The sequence below is a fragment of the Gordonia sp. PS3 genome (genome assembly GCF_041950545.1).
In the GTDB taxonomy this organism is placed as follows: domain Bacteria; phylum Actinomycetota; class Actinomycetes; order Mycobacteriales; family Mycobacteriaceae; genus Gordonia; species Gordonia sihwensis.
In genome coordinates, this window is sequence record NZ_CP169524.1 from 1,657,144 (window position 1) to 1,673,038 (window position 15,895).

Annotated in this window: 12 protein-coding genes; all 12 read left to right on the plus strand. The window is 69.1% G+C overall.

Features of this window, described 5'->3' with window-relative positions:
- Window positions 1–50: 50 nt before the first annotated feature.
- The 12 genes from pheS (at window position 51) to tyrS (ending at window position 15,813) form a co-directional block, all read left to right on the plus strand.
- Complete coding sequence (gene pheS, locus ACE11G_RS07665; RefSeq protein WP_006895468.1) at window positions 51–1,103, plus strand: phenylalanine--tRNA ligase subunit alpha; 1,053 nt, start codon at window positions 51–53, stop codon at window positions 1,101–1,103.
- A 42-nt stretch (window positions 1,104–1,145) separates the two neighbouring features.
- Window positions 1,146–3,623, plus strand: a complete 2,478-nt coding sequence (gene pheT, locus ACE11G_RS07670) for a phenylalanine--tRNA ligase subunit beta (protein ID WP_006895469.1) — start codon at window positions 1,146–1,148, stop codon at window positions 3,621–3,623.
- A 51-nt stretch (window positions 3,624–3,674) separates the two neighbouring features.
- Window positions 3,675–4,712: an N-acetyl-gamma-glutamyl-phosphate reductase gene (gene argC, locus ACE11G_RS07675; RefSeq protein ID WP_006895470.1), complete on the plus strand. Its 1,038-nt coding sequence runs from the start codon at window positions 3,675–3,677 to the stop codon at window positions 4,710–4,712.
- 98 nt (window positions 4,713–4,810) lie between these two features.
- Window positions 4,811–5,998: a bifunctional glutamate N-acetyltransferase/amino-acid acetyltransferase ArgJ gene (argJ, locus tag ACE11G_RS07680; protein ID WP_231650268.1), complete on the plus strand. Its 1,188-nt coding sequence runs from the start codon at window positions 4,811–4,813 to the stop codon at window positions 5,996–5,998.
- Window positions 5,995–6,915, plus strand: a complete 921-nt coding sequence (gene argB, locus ACE11G_RS07685; protein WP_006895472.1) for an acetylglutamate kinase — start codon at window positions 5,995–5,997, stop codon at window positions 6,913–6,915. Before argJ ends, argB begins: the two co-directional genes overlap by 4 nt.
- Entirely contained in the window at window positions 6,912–8,102 is a 1,191-nt protein-coding gene (locus ACE11G_RS07690) for an acetylornithine transaminase (protein WP_082781331.1), read from the plus strand. Before argB ends, ACE11G_RS07690 begins: the two co-directional genes overlap by 4 nt.
- A 1-nt stretch (window position 8,103) precedes the next feature.
- A complete protein-coding gene (argF, locus tag ACE11G_RS07695; RefSeq protein WP_045539029.1) occupies window positions 8,104–9,033 on the plus strand; it encodes an ornithine carbamoyltransferase in 930 nt (309 codons plus the stop codon).
- On the plus strand, window positions 9,033–9,569 hold the full coding sequence (locus ACE11G_RS07700; RefSeq protein ID WP_006895475.1) for an arginine repressor: 537 nt from the start codon (window positions 9,033–9,035) through the stop codon (window positions 9,567–9,569). The genes argF and ACE11G_RS07700 overlap by 1 nt, the downstream gene beginning before the upstream one ends.
- A gap of 63 nt (window positions 9,570–9,632) precedes the next feature.
- The gene (gene argH / locus ACE11G_RS07705) at window positions 9,633–11,081 is read left to right on the plus strand and encodes an argininosuccinate lyase (protein WP_006895476.1); all 1,449 of its coding nucleotides are present in this window, start codon (window positions 9,633–9,635) and stop codon (window positions 11,079–11,081) included.
- 174 nt (window positions 11,082–11,255) lie between these two features.
- Window positions 11,256–14,246, plus strand: a complete 2,991-nt coding sequence (locus tag ACE11G_RS07710) for an AMP-binding protein (protein ID WP_006895477.1) — start codon at window positions 11,256–11,258, stop codon at window positions 14,244–14,246.
- A gap of 69 nt (window positions 14,247–14,315) precedes the next feature.
- The gene (locus ACE11G_RS07715) at window positions 14,316–14,534 is read left to right on the plus strand and encodes a Trm112 family protein (protein WP_039867034.1); all 219 of its coding nucleotides are present in this window, start codon (window positions 14,316–14,318) and stop codon (window positions 14,532–14,534) included.
- Window positions 14,497–15,813 carry a tyrosine--tRNA ligase gene (gene tyrS / locus ACE11G_RS07720; protein WP_045539027.1) on the plus strand — a complete coding sequence of 439 codons (1,317 nt, stop codon included), beginning with the start codon at window positions 14,497–14,499 and terminating at the stop codon, window positions 15,811–15,813. The genes ACE11G_RS07715 and tyrS overlap by 38 nt, the downstream gene beginning before the upstream one ends.
- Window positions 15,814–15,895: the final 82 nt, after the last annotated feature.

Consider the following 15,895-nt stretch of genomic DNA (forward strand, 5'->3'; position numbering starts at 1 on the left):
CCTTGACCCGAGTTCTTTCAGGCCTCTACGCAATAGGAGATGCGAGCCCGGTGGCTGACGATTCTGCTGTCAACGAATTCCCCACCAGCGCCGAGCTGGACGCGGCCGTCGCGGACGCCGTCGCCGCGTTCGACGCCGCCGGCGATCTGGAGGCGTTGGCCAAGGCCAAAGCCGCGTACTTCGGTGACCGGTCGCCCATCGCTCTCGCGCGACGGGCACTGGCCACGCTGCCGAAGGATCAGCGGTCGACGGCGGGCAAGCTCGTCAACGAGGTCCGCGGCAGGGTTCAGGCGGCACTCGACGCCCGCACCGAGACGTTGACCGCCGAACGCGACGCCGCGGTACTGGTCGCCGAGACCATCGACGTCACGCTTCCATCGGGCCGCCGCAGCCGCGGTGCCCGTCATCCGATCACGGTGATCGGCGACCAGATCGCCGACGTCTTCGTCGGCATGGGCTGGGAGATCGCCGAGGGCCCCGAGGTGGAGACCGAGCACCACAACTTCGACGCTCTCAACTTCCTGCCCGACCACCCGGCGCGCTCGATGCAGGACACGTTCTACATCGCGCCCGAGGGATCGCGGCAGGTGCTGCGCACCCACACCTCGCCGGTGCAGGTCCGCTCGATGCTCAGCCGCGAAGTGCCGATCTACGTCGCCTGCCCCGGCCGCACCTTCCGGACCGACGAACTCGATGCGACCCACACCCCGGTCTTCCACCAGATCGAAGGGCTGGCCGTCGACAAGGGCCTGACGATGGCCAACCTGCGCGGCACGCTCGAGGTGCTGGCGAAGGCGCTCTTCGGTCCCGAGACCACCACTCGGATGCGCGCCAGCTACTTCCCCTTCACCGAACCCTCCGCCGAGGTCGACGTGTGGTTCCCGGGAAAGAAGGGCGGCGCCGGATGGGTGGAGTGGGGCGGTTGCGGCATGGTGAACCCGAACGTCCTCCGGTCCAGCGGCATCGACCCGGACGTGTACACCGGTTTCGCCTTCGGAATGGGACTCGAGCGGACCCTCCAGTTCCGAAACGACCTGCCCGACATGCGCGACATGGTCGAAGGCGACGTGCGCTTCACCCTCCCGTTCGGTCCGGCCCTCTAGCAGAATCTTCGCAGCGATCACACGAAAGTAGTTGGTGAACAAGTGCGTCTCCCAAAGTCCTGGCTGACCGAGGTCCTCCGCGAAGGCTCCCCGGATTGGACCGCCTCGACCGAGGAGATCGACGCGGGTTTCGTACGCGTCGGTTTCGAGATCGAGGACATCGAGCCCTTCCCGGAGATCACCGGTCCGCTCGTCATCGGCCGTGTCGAGGCCATCGAGGAGCTCACCGAGTTCAAGAAGCCGATCCGCTTCTGCCAGGTGGCGGTCGGGGAGGAGGCGCCTCGCGACATCGTCTGCGGTGCACGCAATTTCACTGTCGGCGACCTGGTGGTCGTGGCGTTGCCCGGCGTAGTGCTGCCGGGCGACTTCGCGATCGCCACGCGCAAGACGTACGGCAAGACCTCCGACGGGATGATCTGTTCGGTCACCGAACTCGGGATCGGGAACGACCACTCCGGCATCCTGGTGCTCGCACCGGGGACCGCGGAGCCCGGTGCCGACGCCCGCGAGGTCCTCGGCCTGGCCGACACGGCGATCGAGGTCAACGTCACGCCCGACCGCGGCTACGCCTTCTCCATGCGCGGACTCGGCCGCGAGTTGGCCAGTGCTTTCGAAGTGCCCTACGTCGATCACGGTCTGGCCGGGGAGCCGCTGGCGGCCGATGTCGATCGGGAGTCATGGCCGGTCGCGATCGACGCCGACAGTGACGCCACCCGCTACACCGCCCGCGTCGTCACCGGTGTCGACGCTACGGCGTCGTCGCCGTGGTGGATCGCCAAACGACTGATGGTGGCGGGTATCCGGCCGATCTCCGCGATCGTCGATGTCACGAACTACGTGATGATCGAACTGGGTCAGCCACTGCACGCCTTCGACGCGGACAAGATCCGCGGCACGGTCAGCGTCCGCTCCGCACGAGCGGGGGAGACCCTCGAGACTCTCGACGGCGTCACGCGCAAGCTGGACCCCGAGGATGTGGTGATCGCCGACGACTCCGGCCCGATCGCCCTCGCGGGGGTGATGGGTGGAGCCGCGACCGAGGTCTCCGACGAGACCACGAACATCCTTCTGGAGTCGGCCAACTTCGACCAGGTGCGGGTGTTCCGTACGGGCAAGCGCCACAAGCTGTCGTCGGAGGCGGCGAAGCGCTACGAACGGCTCGTGGATCCGGAGATCACCGCGGTGGCCTCCGACCGGGCCGCCGCGCTGATCGCCGAACTGGCGGGCGGCCGCGTCGCCGGTCCGCTGTCGGACGTCCGTACCGCGACCGTTCCCTCCGCCGCCATCCAGATCGACCCGGGACTTCCCGATGCGACCGCCGGTGTCGAGTACCCGGCTGGGACCACCGCCGCGCGTCTGCGCGAGGTGGGATGCGTCGTCGACGGTGACTCGCCGTTGCTGGTGACCCCGCCGTCGTGGCGACCCGACCTGCGCCAGCGTGCCGACCTCGTCGAGGAGGTGCTGCGACTCGAGGGTCTCGAGGACATCCCGGCCGTGGTGCCGCGAGCCACCGGTGGTCGCGGGCTGAGCCCCGCTCAGCGCCGTCGCCGTGCCATCGGCGTCGGCCTGGCCACCGATGGGTACGTCGAAGTCCTGCCTTACCCGTTCCTTCCCGCAGACGTCTTCGATACATGGGATCTGCCCGCCGACGACGTCCGCCGCCGGACCGTCTCCGTGCTCAATCCGCTCGAGTCCGACCGGCCGGAGCTGAACACCACTCTGCTGCCCGGACTGATGGAGATGGCGGCGCGCAACATCGCCCGCGGCCGCCGTGATCTCGCGCTGTACACGATCGGTCAGGTCGTCATCGGCGGTCAGCAGGGTCCGACCGTGCCCCCGCTGGATGTGACGCGCCGGCCTACCGAGGCCGAGCAGACGGCGCTCGACGCATCCCTGCCCGACCAGCCCTTGCACGTGGCCGTCCTGCTCACCGGATTGCGCGAGCCGGCGGGTCCGCTCGGGCCGGGCCGCACCGCGGACGCCTACGACGCGTTCGAGGCGGCTCGGCAGATCGGCCGGGCCGCGGGGGTGGAGCTCGAACTCGTGGCCGACGACCATCGGCCTTGGCACCCCGGCCGCTGCGCTCGGCTCGAGGTCGACGGCGTCGTCGTCGGTCATGCCGGGGAACTGCATCCGGCGGTGCTGGAACGCACCGGTCTGCCCGCGCGGCTGTGCGCGGTGGAGATCGACGTGGACGCGCTGCCGCTGCGCCAGAACCTGCCGTCGCCGAAGGTGTCGCCGTTCCCCGCCGTGCTGCAGGATGTGAACGTCGTGGTGGCCGCGGACGTGGCCGCCCAGGACGTGCAGGATGCGCTGGTTGCCGGCGCGGGAGAACTGCTCGAATCCATCTCGCTCTTCGACGTCTACGTCGGTGCTCAAGTCGGCGAAGGCAACAAGTCCCTGACCTTCGCGCTCACCTTCCGCGCCGCCGACCGCACGCTCACCGAGGATGAGGGGACCGAGGCCAAGATGGCTGCGGTAGCGCATGCGGGCGAGGTCGTGGGCGCCCGCTTGCGCTGACGCGGAGCACGACTAGGTGAATTATTTTGCGCTGTAGTGCATAATGATTTCATGACTATCAAGGTTGCTGTCGCCGGTGCGAGCGGCTATGCGGGCGGTGAGATCCTCCGACTGCTGTGCGGGCATCCGCGCCTGGGTTCGGGTGAACTGGAGATCGGCGCACTGACGGCGGGCGGAAACGCCGGCACGCGGCTGGGTGAGCATCACCGCCACCTGTTCCCGCTCGCCGACCGCGTGCTCGAGGAGACGACGCCGGAGGTTCTGGCGGGTCACGACGTGGTCTTCCTCGGGCTGCCGCACGGACAGTCGGCTGCGATCGCCGATGCCCTGCCTCCCAGCACCCTGATCGTCGACTGCGGCGCCGACTTCCGGCTCGAGGACCCCTCGGAGTGGACGGCCTATTACGGCGGTGACCACGCGGGCACCTGGCCGTACGGCATGCCGGAACTGCCGGGCAACCGGGACGTGATCGCCGGAGCGAGCCGGATCGCGGTGCCCGGGTGCTATCCGACGGTGTCGATTCTGACTCTGCTGCCCGCGTTGGCCGCGGGCCTGGTGGAACCGGCGGTCACCATCGTCGCGATGTCGGGCACCTCGGGTGCCGGCCGGGCGCCGAAGGTGAATCTGCTGGCGTCCGAGGTGATCGGATCGGTCCGCGCTTACGGTGTCGGCGGTGTGCACCGGCACACTCCGGAGATCACGCAGGCTCTTTCGCGGGCAGCATCGCTCCCGGTGTCGGTCTCCTTCACTCCGGTGCTGGTGCCCACGTCGCGAGGCATCCTCGCGACGTGCACCGCGCGCACCGACGCGTCGATCGATGATTTCCGGTCGGCCTATGAGAAGGCATACGAGAACGAGGCCTTCGTGCATCTCCTGCCGCAGGGAGAGTTCCCCGAGACCGGGTCCGTGGTCGGAACCAACATGGTCTCGATCGGTCTGTCCGTCGACGAGCGGTCCGGCACCTTCGTCGCCGTCGGCGCCGTCGACAACCTGACCAAGGGCACCGGCGGTGCGGCCGTCCAGTCGATGAACCTGGCCCTGGGTTGGGGCGAAGGCGAGGGCCTGGCGACCGTGGGAGTGGCACCGTGACCGAAGCAGAGACAGGCTCGAACAGCGTGAAGGACCCGACCGTGACAGACACCCAGACCGTCCCCGTGCCGGACATCGATCTCCTGGTCGGCTCGCGGATGACCCGCCGCCAGGGCGTCACGGCGCCGCTGGGCTTCCGGGCGGCGGGAATCGCGGCGGGGATCAAGGCCAACGGGAAGCCCGACCTCGCGCTGGTGTTCAACGAGGGCCCCGACCTGGCGGCGTCGGCGGTGTTCACTCGCAATCAGGTCAAGGCCGCACCGGTGCTGTGGTCGCAGAAGGTGATCGAGAACCGGTCTCTGCGCGCCGTGATCCTCAATTCCGGTGGAGCGAACGCATGTACCGGGCCCGAGGGCTTTCAGGACACGCACGCCACCGCGGAAGCGGTCGCGTCGACGCTGTCGAGCTGGGGTACCGAGACCGGGCCCGTCGAGGTGGCCGTCTGCTCGACCGGCCTGATCGGCGAGCGGCTGCCGATGGACAAGGTGCTCGCCGGAGTCACCGAGATCGTGCACGAGATGGGCGGCGGACTCGAAGGCGGGACCGACGCCGCCTACGCGATCATGACCACCGACACCGTCCCGAAGCAGGTGGCCTTGCACCACACCGGCGGCTGGAACGTCGGCGGCATGGCGAAGGGTGCGGGCATGCTCGCCCCGTCGCTCGCGACCATGCTGGTGGTGCTGACCACCGACGCCAAGGTGAGCGCGGAGTCGGTCGACCTCGCGCTGCGCCGCGCCACCGCGCGCACCTTCGACCGTCTCGACGTCGACGGCTCCATCTCCACCAACGACACAGTGCTGCTGCTCTCGTCCGGCGCCAGCCAGATCGAGGTCTCCCAGGCCGAGCTCGACGCCGCGGTCTTCGCCGTGTGCGACGATCTGGCCGGTCAGCTGCAGAACGACGCCGAGGGCGTCACCAAGCGGATCGCGATCACCGTGACCGGCGCGGCGACCGAGGACGACGCGCTGGTGATCGCGCGGTCGGTGGCGCGCGACTCGCTCGTCAAGACCGCGCTCTTCGGCTCCGATCCGAACTGGGGCCGCGTCCTCGCCGCCATCGGCGCCGCGCCCGTGACCATCGATCCAGATCGGATCACGGTGTCGTTCAACGGTTCTCCGATCTGCCGCAACGGCACCGGAGTACCCGGGGCCCGCGATGTCGACCTCTCCGGCGATCGCATCGAGGTCGTCGCCGACCTCGGCCTCGGGAACGCCGAGGCGACCATTCGCACCACCGACCTGTCGCACGCTTACGTGGAAGAGAATTCGGCCTACTCGTCATGACGAACACTGACACCTCACCGCTGAGCACCGCCACACCGCTGCAGAAGGCCGGCGTCATCGCCGAATCGCTGCCCGCACTGCAGGCGCTCCACGGCAAGCGCGTCGTCGTCAAGTACGGCGGAAACGCGATGGTCGACGCCGACCTGAAGACGGCGTTCGCCGCCGACATGGTCCTCCTGCGCGCGTGCGGCATCCATCCGGTGGTGGTGCACGGCGGCGGTCCGCAGATCTCCGCGATGCTCGCACGCCTCGGTCTCGAAGGCGAGTTCCGCGGCGGCTTCCGCGTCACCACGCCCGAGGTCATGGACGTCGTCCGGATGGTCCTGTTCGGCCAGGTGGGCCGTGAACTCGTCGGCCTGATCAACGCGCACGGACCGTACGCCGTCGGCATCACCGGCGAGGACGCCCACCTGTTCACGGCGACGCGCCGGACGGTGATGGTCGACGGAGAGCCCACCGATATCGGGCTGGTCGGCGACATCGCGGCGGTCAACACCTCCGCGGTCGACGACCTGATCGCGGCCGGCCGGATCCCGGTGATCTCGACCATCGCGCCGGATGCCGACGGCCAGGTGCACAACATCAACGCCGACACCGCCGCGGGCGCCGTCGCTGCAGCGCTCGGTGCCGAGCATCTGGTGATGTTGACCGATGTGGAGGGTCTCTACACCGACTGGCCGGACCGCTCGTCGCTGGTCTCGACGATCACCGCGGGTGAGGTCGCGACACTTCTGCCCTCCCTCGACTCCGGCATGGTGCCGAAGATGGAGGCCTGCATGCGCGCCGTTCAGGAGGGGATCGGTGCCGCACACGTCATCGACGGCCGTGAAGCGCATTCCGTGCTGGCCGCCCTGCTCACCGCGTCGACGTCGGGAACCACCGTCGTCGCCGACGATCCCGATGGAGGACGGCAGTGACCGCACCCCTGCAGCAGCGGTGGTCCGCTGCGCTGATGAACAACTACGGCACCCCGCCGGTCGCGCTGGTGCGCGGCGACGGCGCGGTCGTGTACGACGCCGACGGCCGGGAGTACCTCGACCTGCTCGGCGGCATCGCGGTGAACGCGCTCGGCCATGCGAACCCGGCCATCGTCGAGGCGGTGACCGCTCAACTCTCGACTCTCGGCCACGTGTCGAATCTGTACATCTCGCAGCCGGTCGTGGAACTGGGCGAGCGGCTCTGCGCGGCCGTCGGCCACGGGGCCCGCGCCTTCCTGTGCAATTCCGGCACGGAGGCCAACGAGGCGGCCTTCAAGCTCGCCCGCAGGACCGGCAGACCGCAGATCATCGCGGCCGAGGGGGGATTTCACGGCCGCACCATGGGTGCGCTCGCGATGACCGGGCAGCCGGCCAAGCGCGCCCCCTTCGAACCGATGCCCGCCGGCGTCGACTTCGTTCCCTACGGCGATGCGCAGGCGCTCCGCGCCGCCGTGTCCGAGCGGACCGCAGCGGTGATCCTGGAGCCGATCCAAGGCGAGAACGGCGTGGTGGTCCCGCCCCCGGACTACCTCGCTCAGGCACGGGCGATCACCGCCGAGCACGGTGCGCTGCTGATGCTCGACGAGGTACAGACCGGTATCGGCCGCACGGGCTGGATGTTCGCGCACCAGCGCGCGGGAATCGTGCCCGACGTCATGACCCTCGCCAAGGGCCTGGGCGGCGGCATGCCGATCGGTGCCGTGGTGGCGACGGGGCCGGCGGCGGCGCTGTTCGAGCCCGGCCAGCACGGCACCACCTTCGGAGGCAATCCCGCGTGCGCCGCCGCCGCGCTCGCCGTCCTGCGTTACATCGACGACCACGACCTCCTCTCGCACGTCGAGCGCGTCGGGAAATCGCTCGCCGACGGCATCGAGGAGCTCGGCCATCCGCAGATCGCGGGTGTGCGCGGCGACGGTCTGCTTCTCGGCGTCGTGCTGAACTCCGGCATCTCGGCGAGCGTCGAGAAGTCCGCGCGGGCGGCCGGGTACCTGATCAACGCACCCGCGCCCGACGTGCTGCGGCTGGCGCCTCCGCTCATCCTCACCGACGAGCAGGCGGCCGGATTCGTCGCCGACCTGCCGGACATCCTCGACGCTGCGATCGACGCACAGAATGGGAATGCGTGACATGACAGAGAACACTCGGCACTTCTTGCGCGACGACGATCTGACACCCGCCGAGCAGGCGGAGGTGCTCGAGCTGGCGGCGCGGATGAAGCGCGACCGCTTCGGGTTCCGTCCGCTGGAGGGCCCTCGCGCTGTCGGAGTCATCTTCGACAAGAACTCCACGCGGACCCGGTTCTCCTTCGAAGTCGGCATCAGCCAGCTCGGCGGGCACGCCGTCGTGGTCGACGGCGCGAACACGCAGATGGGCCGTGACGAGTCGTTCGCAGACACCGGCCGGGTGCTGTCGCGGTTCGTCGACGCGATCGTGTGGCGCACCTTCGGTCAGGACCGCCTCGAGGCGGTGGCGGAGTACGCGACCGTTCCCGTCGTCAACGCTCTGTCCGACAGCTTCCACCCGTGCCAGGTGCTCGCCGATCTGCAGACGATCATCGAGCGGAAGGGTCGGGCCGCGGGCCTGACGCTGACCTACTTCGGAGACGCCGCCAACAACATGGCCCATTCCCTGATGCTCGGCGGCGTCACCGCGGGCATGCATGTCCGGGTCAGCGGACCGACGGCCTTCCAACCGGATCCGGCCGTGGTCGAAGCGGCGCGGCGGCGCGCGGCCGAGACCGGCGGCAGCGTCGAACTGATCGGTGACCCGATCGCTGCGGCGACCGGCGCCGACGTCCTCGTCACCGACACGTGGGTCTCGATGGGGCATGAGGGCGACGGGCTCGACCGGGTCGGTCCCTTCCGTCCATACCAGATCAACTCGGAGCTGCTCGGGTACGCCGCGGACGAGGCGATCGTGCTGCACTGCCTGCCCGCGCACCGGGGCGAGGAGATCACCGACGAGGTGATCGACGGTCCGGCGAGCGTCGTCTTCGACGAGGCGGAGAATCGCCTGCACGCCCAGAAGGCGTTGCTGGCCTGGTTGATGGACCGCTAGTGGACCGCGCGGACCCCGACCGAACCGCTGCCCGCCGGGCCGAGTCGGCGAGGCTCGCCGCCACGCGGGCCGGCCGGCACGCCCGGATCGTCGAGATCCTGGCGACCGAACAGATCCGGAGCCAGGGCGAACTGCAGCAGAAGCTGGCCGAGCTGGGGATCGAGGCCACCCAGGCGACGCTGTCGCGCGATCTCGACGAACTCGGCGCGGTGAAGCTGCGCGCCGCCGACGGCGGCGCGGGGGTCTATACCGTCCCCGAGGACGGCAGTCCGGTCCGCGGCGTGTCCGGCGGAACCGACCGGGTCTCGCGACTGGTGTCCGAACTGCTGGTGTCGACCGACTCGTCCGGCGACGTCGCGGTGCTCCGCACACCGCCCGGCGCCGCCGGTTATCTCGCCAGCGCGCTCGACCGCGCGCGACTGCCCGGAGTCGTCGGCACCATCGCCGGCGACGACACCATCTTCGTCCTGGCCCGACGGCCGCTCACGGGCGCCGATCTGGCCGCGCGGATCGAGGGACTGGTCTCCAGATCGTAGGCTGAGCGAACGCGCTCACCGACCACCGAACCGAAACACACCCACGCGAGGAGTACTGCCCTCATGTCGACATCCGACACCACATCGTCCGAGAACAGCCACGAGGGCACCAACGAGGGGGCTCTGTGGGGCGGCCGGTTCGCCGACGGCCCGGCCGCGGCGATGGCCGCGCTGAGCAAGTCGACGCATTTCGACTGGGCGTTGGCCCCGTACGACATCCAGGCGTCGAAGGCGCACGCCCGCGTCCTCGCGACGGCGGGTCTACTGACGGACTCGGACGCCGAGGCCATGCAGGCCGGACTCGATCGTCTGGCCGCGGACGTCGCCGCGGGCGTGTTCGTGCCCGCGGAGTCGGACGAAGACGTACACGGCGCGCTCGAACGCGGGCTGATCGAACGGGTCGGCCCCGAACTCGGTGGCAGGCTGCGCGCGGGCCGGTCCCGCAACGACCAAGTCGCGACCCTGTTCCGGATGTGGCTGCGGGCAGCGATGCGGCGGGTGGGCGCGGGCGTGCTCGACCTCGCGCAGGCGCTCGTCGACCAGGCCGCCGCCAACCCGGGTGTGGTGATGCCGGGTAAGACGCACCTGCAGGCGGCCCAGCCGGTGCTCCTCGGCCATACTCTCCTCGCGCACGCCCAGCCCCTGCTGCGCGACGTCGCGCGTCTGGTGGACGCCGATCGGCGCGTCGCCGTCTCGCCCTACGGGTCGGGTGCGCTCGCCGGCTCGTCGCTCGGGCTGAACCCGGAGGCTATCGCCGCCGACCTCGGCTTCGCCAGTGCGGCCGAGAACTCCATCGACGCGACCAGCTCCCGCGACTTCGCCGCCGAGGCGGCCTTCGTCTTCGCGATGGTCGCGGTCGACATGTCCCGCCTGGGGGAGGACGTGATCCTCTGGAGCACCCCGGAGTTCGGCTATGTGACGTTGGCCGACGCGTGGTCGACGGGCAGCTCGATCATGCCGCAGAAGAAGAATCCCGACGTCGCCGAGTTGGCACGCGGCAAGGCCGGTCGAGTGATCGGCAACCTCACCGGTCTGCTCTCCACGCTGAAGGCCCAGCCGTTGGCGTACAACCGCGACTTGCAGGAGGACAAGGAACCGGTCTTCGACTCCGTCGCGCAGCTGGAACTGCTGCTGCCGGCGATGGCGGGACTCGTCGGCACCCTGACCTTCCATCCGGACCGGATGGCCGAACTCGCGCCGGCCGGTTTCACCCTCGCGACCGATATCGCGGAATGGCTTGTCCGCCAAGGTGTTCCCTTCCGGGTCGCGCATGAGGTGGCGGGCGCCTGCGTCCGTGAGGCCGAGAGCCGCGGGGTCGGACTCGACGAACTCGACGATGAGACGATGGCCCGCATCAATCCGGCGCTGACGCCGCAGGTGCGCGAGGTGCTGACGGTCTCGGGCTCGATCGAGTCACGCAATGCCTTCGGCGGTACCGCCTCGTCGCAGGTGGAGCGCCAGATCTCGGTGGCCAACGCCACGATCGCCGACCTCCGGACGGCGCTCGCCTGACTCCGGCGCGGCGTGTCCGGGCAGGTAACCGGCATCACCGTACGCGCCGACTCGCGGGTACTTCACAGTCGGTGACGGCCGTGACGGATTCGGCGACTAGTACACTGCACGTGCTCGCACACGCCGAATCAGTCGGCGGCCGCGGCATCGGAAGTGGTGAGGGGAGTTACCGCGGTGAAGGGTCTGCCAAATGTCGCCGGCACGGTCGGACGGATCGTCGCGACCGCACAGAACGGTCTCGAAGTCATTCGGATGGGGGGCCTGGATACCGGCACCGAGCCGACACCCTACAAGGTGGTCGAGACCGAGAAGATGTACCGCCTCCGCCGGTACTTTCCAGACGACGCCGGCGACGGCTTCGCCCACATCATCCTGATCCCGCCGATGATGGTGTCGGCCAACGTCTACGACGTGACGCAGGAGAACGGCGCAGTCTCGGTTCTGTACCGGCACAAGGTGATTCCCTGGGTGGTCGACTTCGGTTCGCCCGACCACGAAGAGGGCGGGATGGAGCGCACGCTCACCGACCACGTGGTGGCGATCAGCCGGGTGATCGATCTGGTCCGGCGGGTCGTCGGCCAGGACGTTCACCTCGGCGGATACTCGCAGGGCGGCATGTTCGCCTATCAGACGGCGGCCTACCGGCGCTCAGAGGGACTTGCCAGCGTGGTCACCTTCGGCAGTCCGGTCGACGTACTGGCGGCCCTTCCGCTGGGCCTGCCCGCACAGCTCGTGGTTCCCGGTGCGGAGTTCGTCGCCGACAATGTCTTCAACCGACTGTGGATCCCGAGTTGGTTGGCACGCACCGGGTTCCAGCTGGCCGATCCGGTCAAGACGGCCCGCAGCCGGATCGACTTCCTGCGCAAACTCCACGATCGCGACGCCCTGCTGCCGCGCGAGGACCAGCGACGATTCATCGAGCAGGAGGGCTGGGTCGCGTGGTCGGGTCCGGCCGTGGCCGAACTGCTCCGCCAGTTCGTGGTTCACAACCGCATGATGTCGGGTGGCTTCGTCATCGACGGCGAAGTGGTGTCGATGACCGAGATCACCTGCCCGGTCCTCGCCTTCGTCGGTGAGACCGACGACATCGGTCAGCCACTGGCCGTGCGCGGCATCGTCCGCGCCGCGCCCGACGCCGAGGTGTACGAGACCGCCGCGCCGGTCGGGCACTTCGGTCTCGTCGTCGGATCGAACGCCGGACGTCTCACCTGGCCGACGGTCGGCGAGTGGATCCAATGGCGCGAGGGCAACGGAGAGCAGCCGGCGGCGGTGACGCCGATGAGCAGGACTCGCAGCGAGTCCGGAAGCGGGATCAGTTGGAGCAACCGGCTGACCTACGGTGTCGGACAGGTCGCCGGTGCGGGCACCGCGGTCTCCAAGGAGCTTCTCGAGGCGGTCAATTCGCTCCAGCGCACCACCCGGGCCGTGGCGACCGAGTCGGTGCGCACCGTTCCGCGGCTGTTCCGGCTCGGCCAGATCCAGCCGTCGACCCGCGTCTCGCTCGGCAAGCTGATGAGCGAGAACGCGAAGCGCACGCCCCACGACGAGGTCTTTCTGTTCGAGGACCGGGTGCTGACGCACACTCAGGTCAACGCGCGGATCGACAACGTGGTCGCCGGCCTCATCGAGTGCGGCATCCGGCCGGGGGTGCACGTCGGCCTCATGATGGACCCGCGCCCGTCCGCCCTGGTGACGATCGCCGCGCTGTCGCGACTGGGCGCCGTGGCGGTGCTGCTCTCGTCGAGCGACGCGCTGCCGGAGATGCTCACCCTGGCGGAGACGCGGATCATCGTCTCCGATCCGGTTCACCTCGACCGTGCGGCCGCCGTGTGCGACCGGGTGCTGGTGCTGGGTGGAGGCAGCAGCGACGCCCGTGCCATCGAGCGCGCTGACGGTGAGCACATCGTCGACATGGAGAAGATCGACCCGGAACGCGTCCGTATGCCGGTCTGGTACCGCCCGGACCCCGGACTGGCGGGCGACCTCGCGTTCATCCTGTTCACCGAGACGCAGGGCCGGCTCAATCGGTGGTCGGTCACCAACCATCGCTTCGCCATGTCCGCATTCGGTGCTGCCGCCGCGGCCGGACTGTCGAACCGGGACACGGTCTACTGCCTGCCGCCACTTCACCATGCCTCGGGTCTGCTGACCACGCTGGGAGCCACCGCCGCCGGGCGGTCGCGCATCGCGCTGTCCACGGGGATCGATCCCGAGCGATTCACCCGTGAAGTGCGCCGTTACGGCGTCACCGTGGTCTCGTACACCTGGAACATGCTGGCCGACATCGTCGACGCGCCGGAGTTCGATCCCGGTCAGCTCGGCAGCGTCCGCCTGTTCATGGGTTCCGGACTGTCGGCGGGGGTGTGGACTCGGTTGCGCGAGACGTTGCCGAATGCGCGGGTGCTCGAGTTCTTCGCCACCGCGGACGGATCCGCGATCCTGGCGAATGTCGACGACAGCAAGATCGGAGCGATGGGCCGTGCCCTGCCCGAGACCAACCCGGTGCGCGTCGCCGCCTACGACCCGGTGGCCGAGCGCATGGAGATCGACCGCGACACCGGCTTCGTCCGGGAAGCGGGGCCGGGCGAGGTCGGCATGCTGGTCGCGCACGCCGGCCAGCGCTTCGAGGCGGCGGGTCTGGTCCTGCGCGACGTGTTCCGCCCGCACGATCGCTGGGAGGTCGGGGGGAGTCTGTTCCAATCCGACGCCGACGGCGACCTCTGGTACATGGGATCGGCGCAGGCGGTGATCCGGAGCCGGTCGGGCCCGATCTATCCGGTGCCCATCCAACATGCGCTCTCGTTGATCCCGGACATCAAACTCGCCGCGGTGTACGCGGTCGGCGAGCCGGGCGAGCAGCTCGCCGTCGCCGCCGTCACGCTGCGCGGCGGCGCGACGTCGCTCACTCCGACCCAGATCCGCGTCGGCCTGGGCGAGCTTCCCGCGGCCGAGCGCCCGCACCTGGTGTGGGTCGCCGACTCCATCCCGCTGTCGGAGTCGTTCCGGGCCATGACCAGCCGGATCGCGGCGCGCGGTCTGCCGAAGCCCGGACCGCGGGTCTGGTATCGGGACCAGGACGGTCGCTATCGCCGCTACACGGCGTCCGCGGCCGCGACCATCGACTGGACGGCGCTCCCCGCCGGAGACGATGGTGGCGCCGAGTAGCCTGAAGGCGGTAGGCGCCGCTCGCGACAGGCGATGAGCGGCGCGATCGACGAGACGAAGTGGGAGCTGATGGCAACACGTGCCGAGGGCATCGATCCGGTGGTTCGCGACCGACTGGTGTGCCCCCAGGATCTGGGTGAATTGATCGATGCGGGCGACGAACTCTACAACCCGCGTCTGCGCGTCGCCTATGCCATCGACGCCCACGGGATCCCCGACATGCTGATCGACGACGCGCGTGCGGTCTCAGATGAGGAGCACGCCCGCTTCACCGGAAAGGAAGCGTGAACCGCCGGTGGCCGAGAACATCCTCGACGACCTGATCTGGCGCGGACTCATCGGGCAGAGTACCGACGAGGGAGCGTTGCGCGAGACCTTGGAGAAGCCGATCTCGCTGTACGCCGGCTTCGATCCGACCGCGTCCAGCCTGCACGCCGGACACCTGGTCCCGCTGCTGACTCTGCGCCGGTTCCAGCTCGCCGGTCACCGTCCCGTGGTGCTGGCGGGCGGCGCCACCGGACTCATCGGTGATCCGCGCGACGTCGGCGAGCGGACGATGAACTCCGTGGACACGGTCGCGGGGTGGGCGGACAAGATCGTCGGCCAGCTCCAGCGGTTCGTGACCATCGACGACTCCGACACAGGTGCCGTTCTGGTCAACAACAACGACTGGACCGCCCCGATGTCGACCATCGAGTTCCTGCGCGACATCGGCAAGCACTTCTCCGTCAACGTCATGCTCGCGCGTGACACGGTGAAGCGGCGCCTCGAATCCGACGGAATCAGCTACACCGAATTCAGCTACCTGCTTCTGCAGTCCAACGACTACCTGCAGCTGTACCGCAAGTACGGCTGCGTGCTCCAGATCGGCGGATCCGACCAGTGGGGCAACATCATCGGCGGCGTCGACCTGATCCGGAAGGTCGACGGTGGTACGGCCCATGCGCTGACGGTGCCGCTGGTGACCTCGGCCGACGGGAAGAAGTTCGGCAAGTCGACCGGGGGCGGCAGCGTGTGGCTCGATCCCGAGCTCACCAGTCCGTACGCCTGGTACCAGTACTTCGTGAACACGGCTGACGCCGATGTCGTGAAGTTCCTCAAGTGGTTCACCTTCCTGAGCCGGGAGGAGATCGAGGAGCTCGAGAAGCTCACGGCCGAGAAGCCATTCCTCCGCGAGGCGCAGAAGCGCCTCGCTCGAGAGCTGACGACCCTCATCCACGGTGCAGACCAGACGGCCGCCGCGGAGCTGGCGAGTCGCGCACTGTTCGGGCGCGCCGAACTCAACGAGCTCGATGAGCCCACCCTCGCCGCCGCGCTGGGGGAGACGGGCCTCGCCGAGTTCGACGCCGGTGCCACGCCCTCTATCGTCGAGCTCCTCGTCGCGTCCGGACTCGCCGACAGCAACAAGGCCGCTCGCCGGGCCGTCGACGAGGGCGGTGCCTACGTGAACAACGTCAAGGTCACCGACGCGGACTGGACGCCGGGTTCGAATGACCTGTTGTTCGGCAAGTGGCTCGTCCTGCGCCGCGGTAAGAAGACCTTCGCCGGCGCCAAGATCGGCGCTTGACCGCACAGTCGGACCGCTGACCTGGCGATTTGGGACTCAGCCTCAACGGTGTGTAACTTATTGCAGGTCAGCGCGTCGGTGC

What these genes read in the sequence shown, in the direction of transcription:
- argF (WP_045539029.1), top strand. Translation starts at nt 8,104, where the DNA reads ATGACAGAGAACACTCGGCACTTCTTGCGCGACGACGATCTGACACCC.
- argH (WP_006895476.1), top strand. Translation starts at nt 9,633, where the DNA reads ATGTCGACATCCGACACCACATCGTCCGAGAACAGCCACGAGGGCACC.
- argC (WP_006895470.1), top strand. Translation starts at nt 3,675, where the DNA reads ATGACTATCAAGGTTGCTGTCGCCGGTGCGAGCGGCTATGCGGGCGGT.
- tyrS (WP_045539027.1), top strand. Translation starts at nt 14,497, where the DNA reads ATGAGGAGCACGCCCGCTTCACCGGAAAGGAAGCGTGAACCGCCGGTG.
- ACE11G_RS07715 (WP_039867034.1), top strand. Translation starts at nt 14,316, where the DNA reads ATGGCAACACGTGCCGAGGGCATCGATCCGGTGGTTCGCGACCGACTG.
- argB (WP_006895472.1), top strand. Translation starts at nt 5,995, where the DNA reads ATGACGAACACTGACACCTCACCGCTGAGCACCGCCACACCGCTGCAG.
- argJ (WP_231650268.1), top strand. Translation starts at nt 4,811, where the DNA reads ATGACCCGCCGCCAGGGCGTCACGGCGCCGCTGGGCTTCCGGGCGGCG.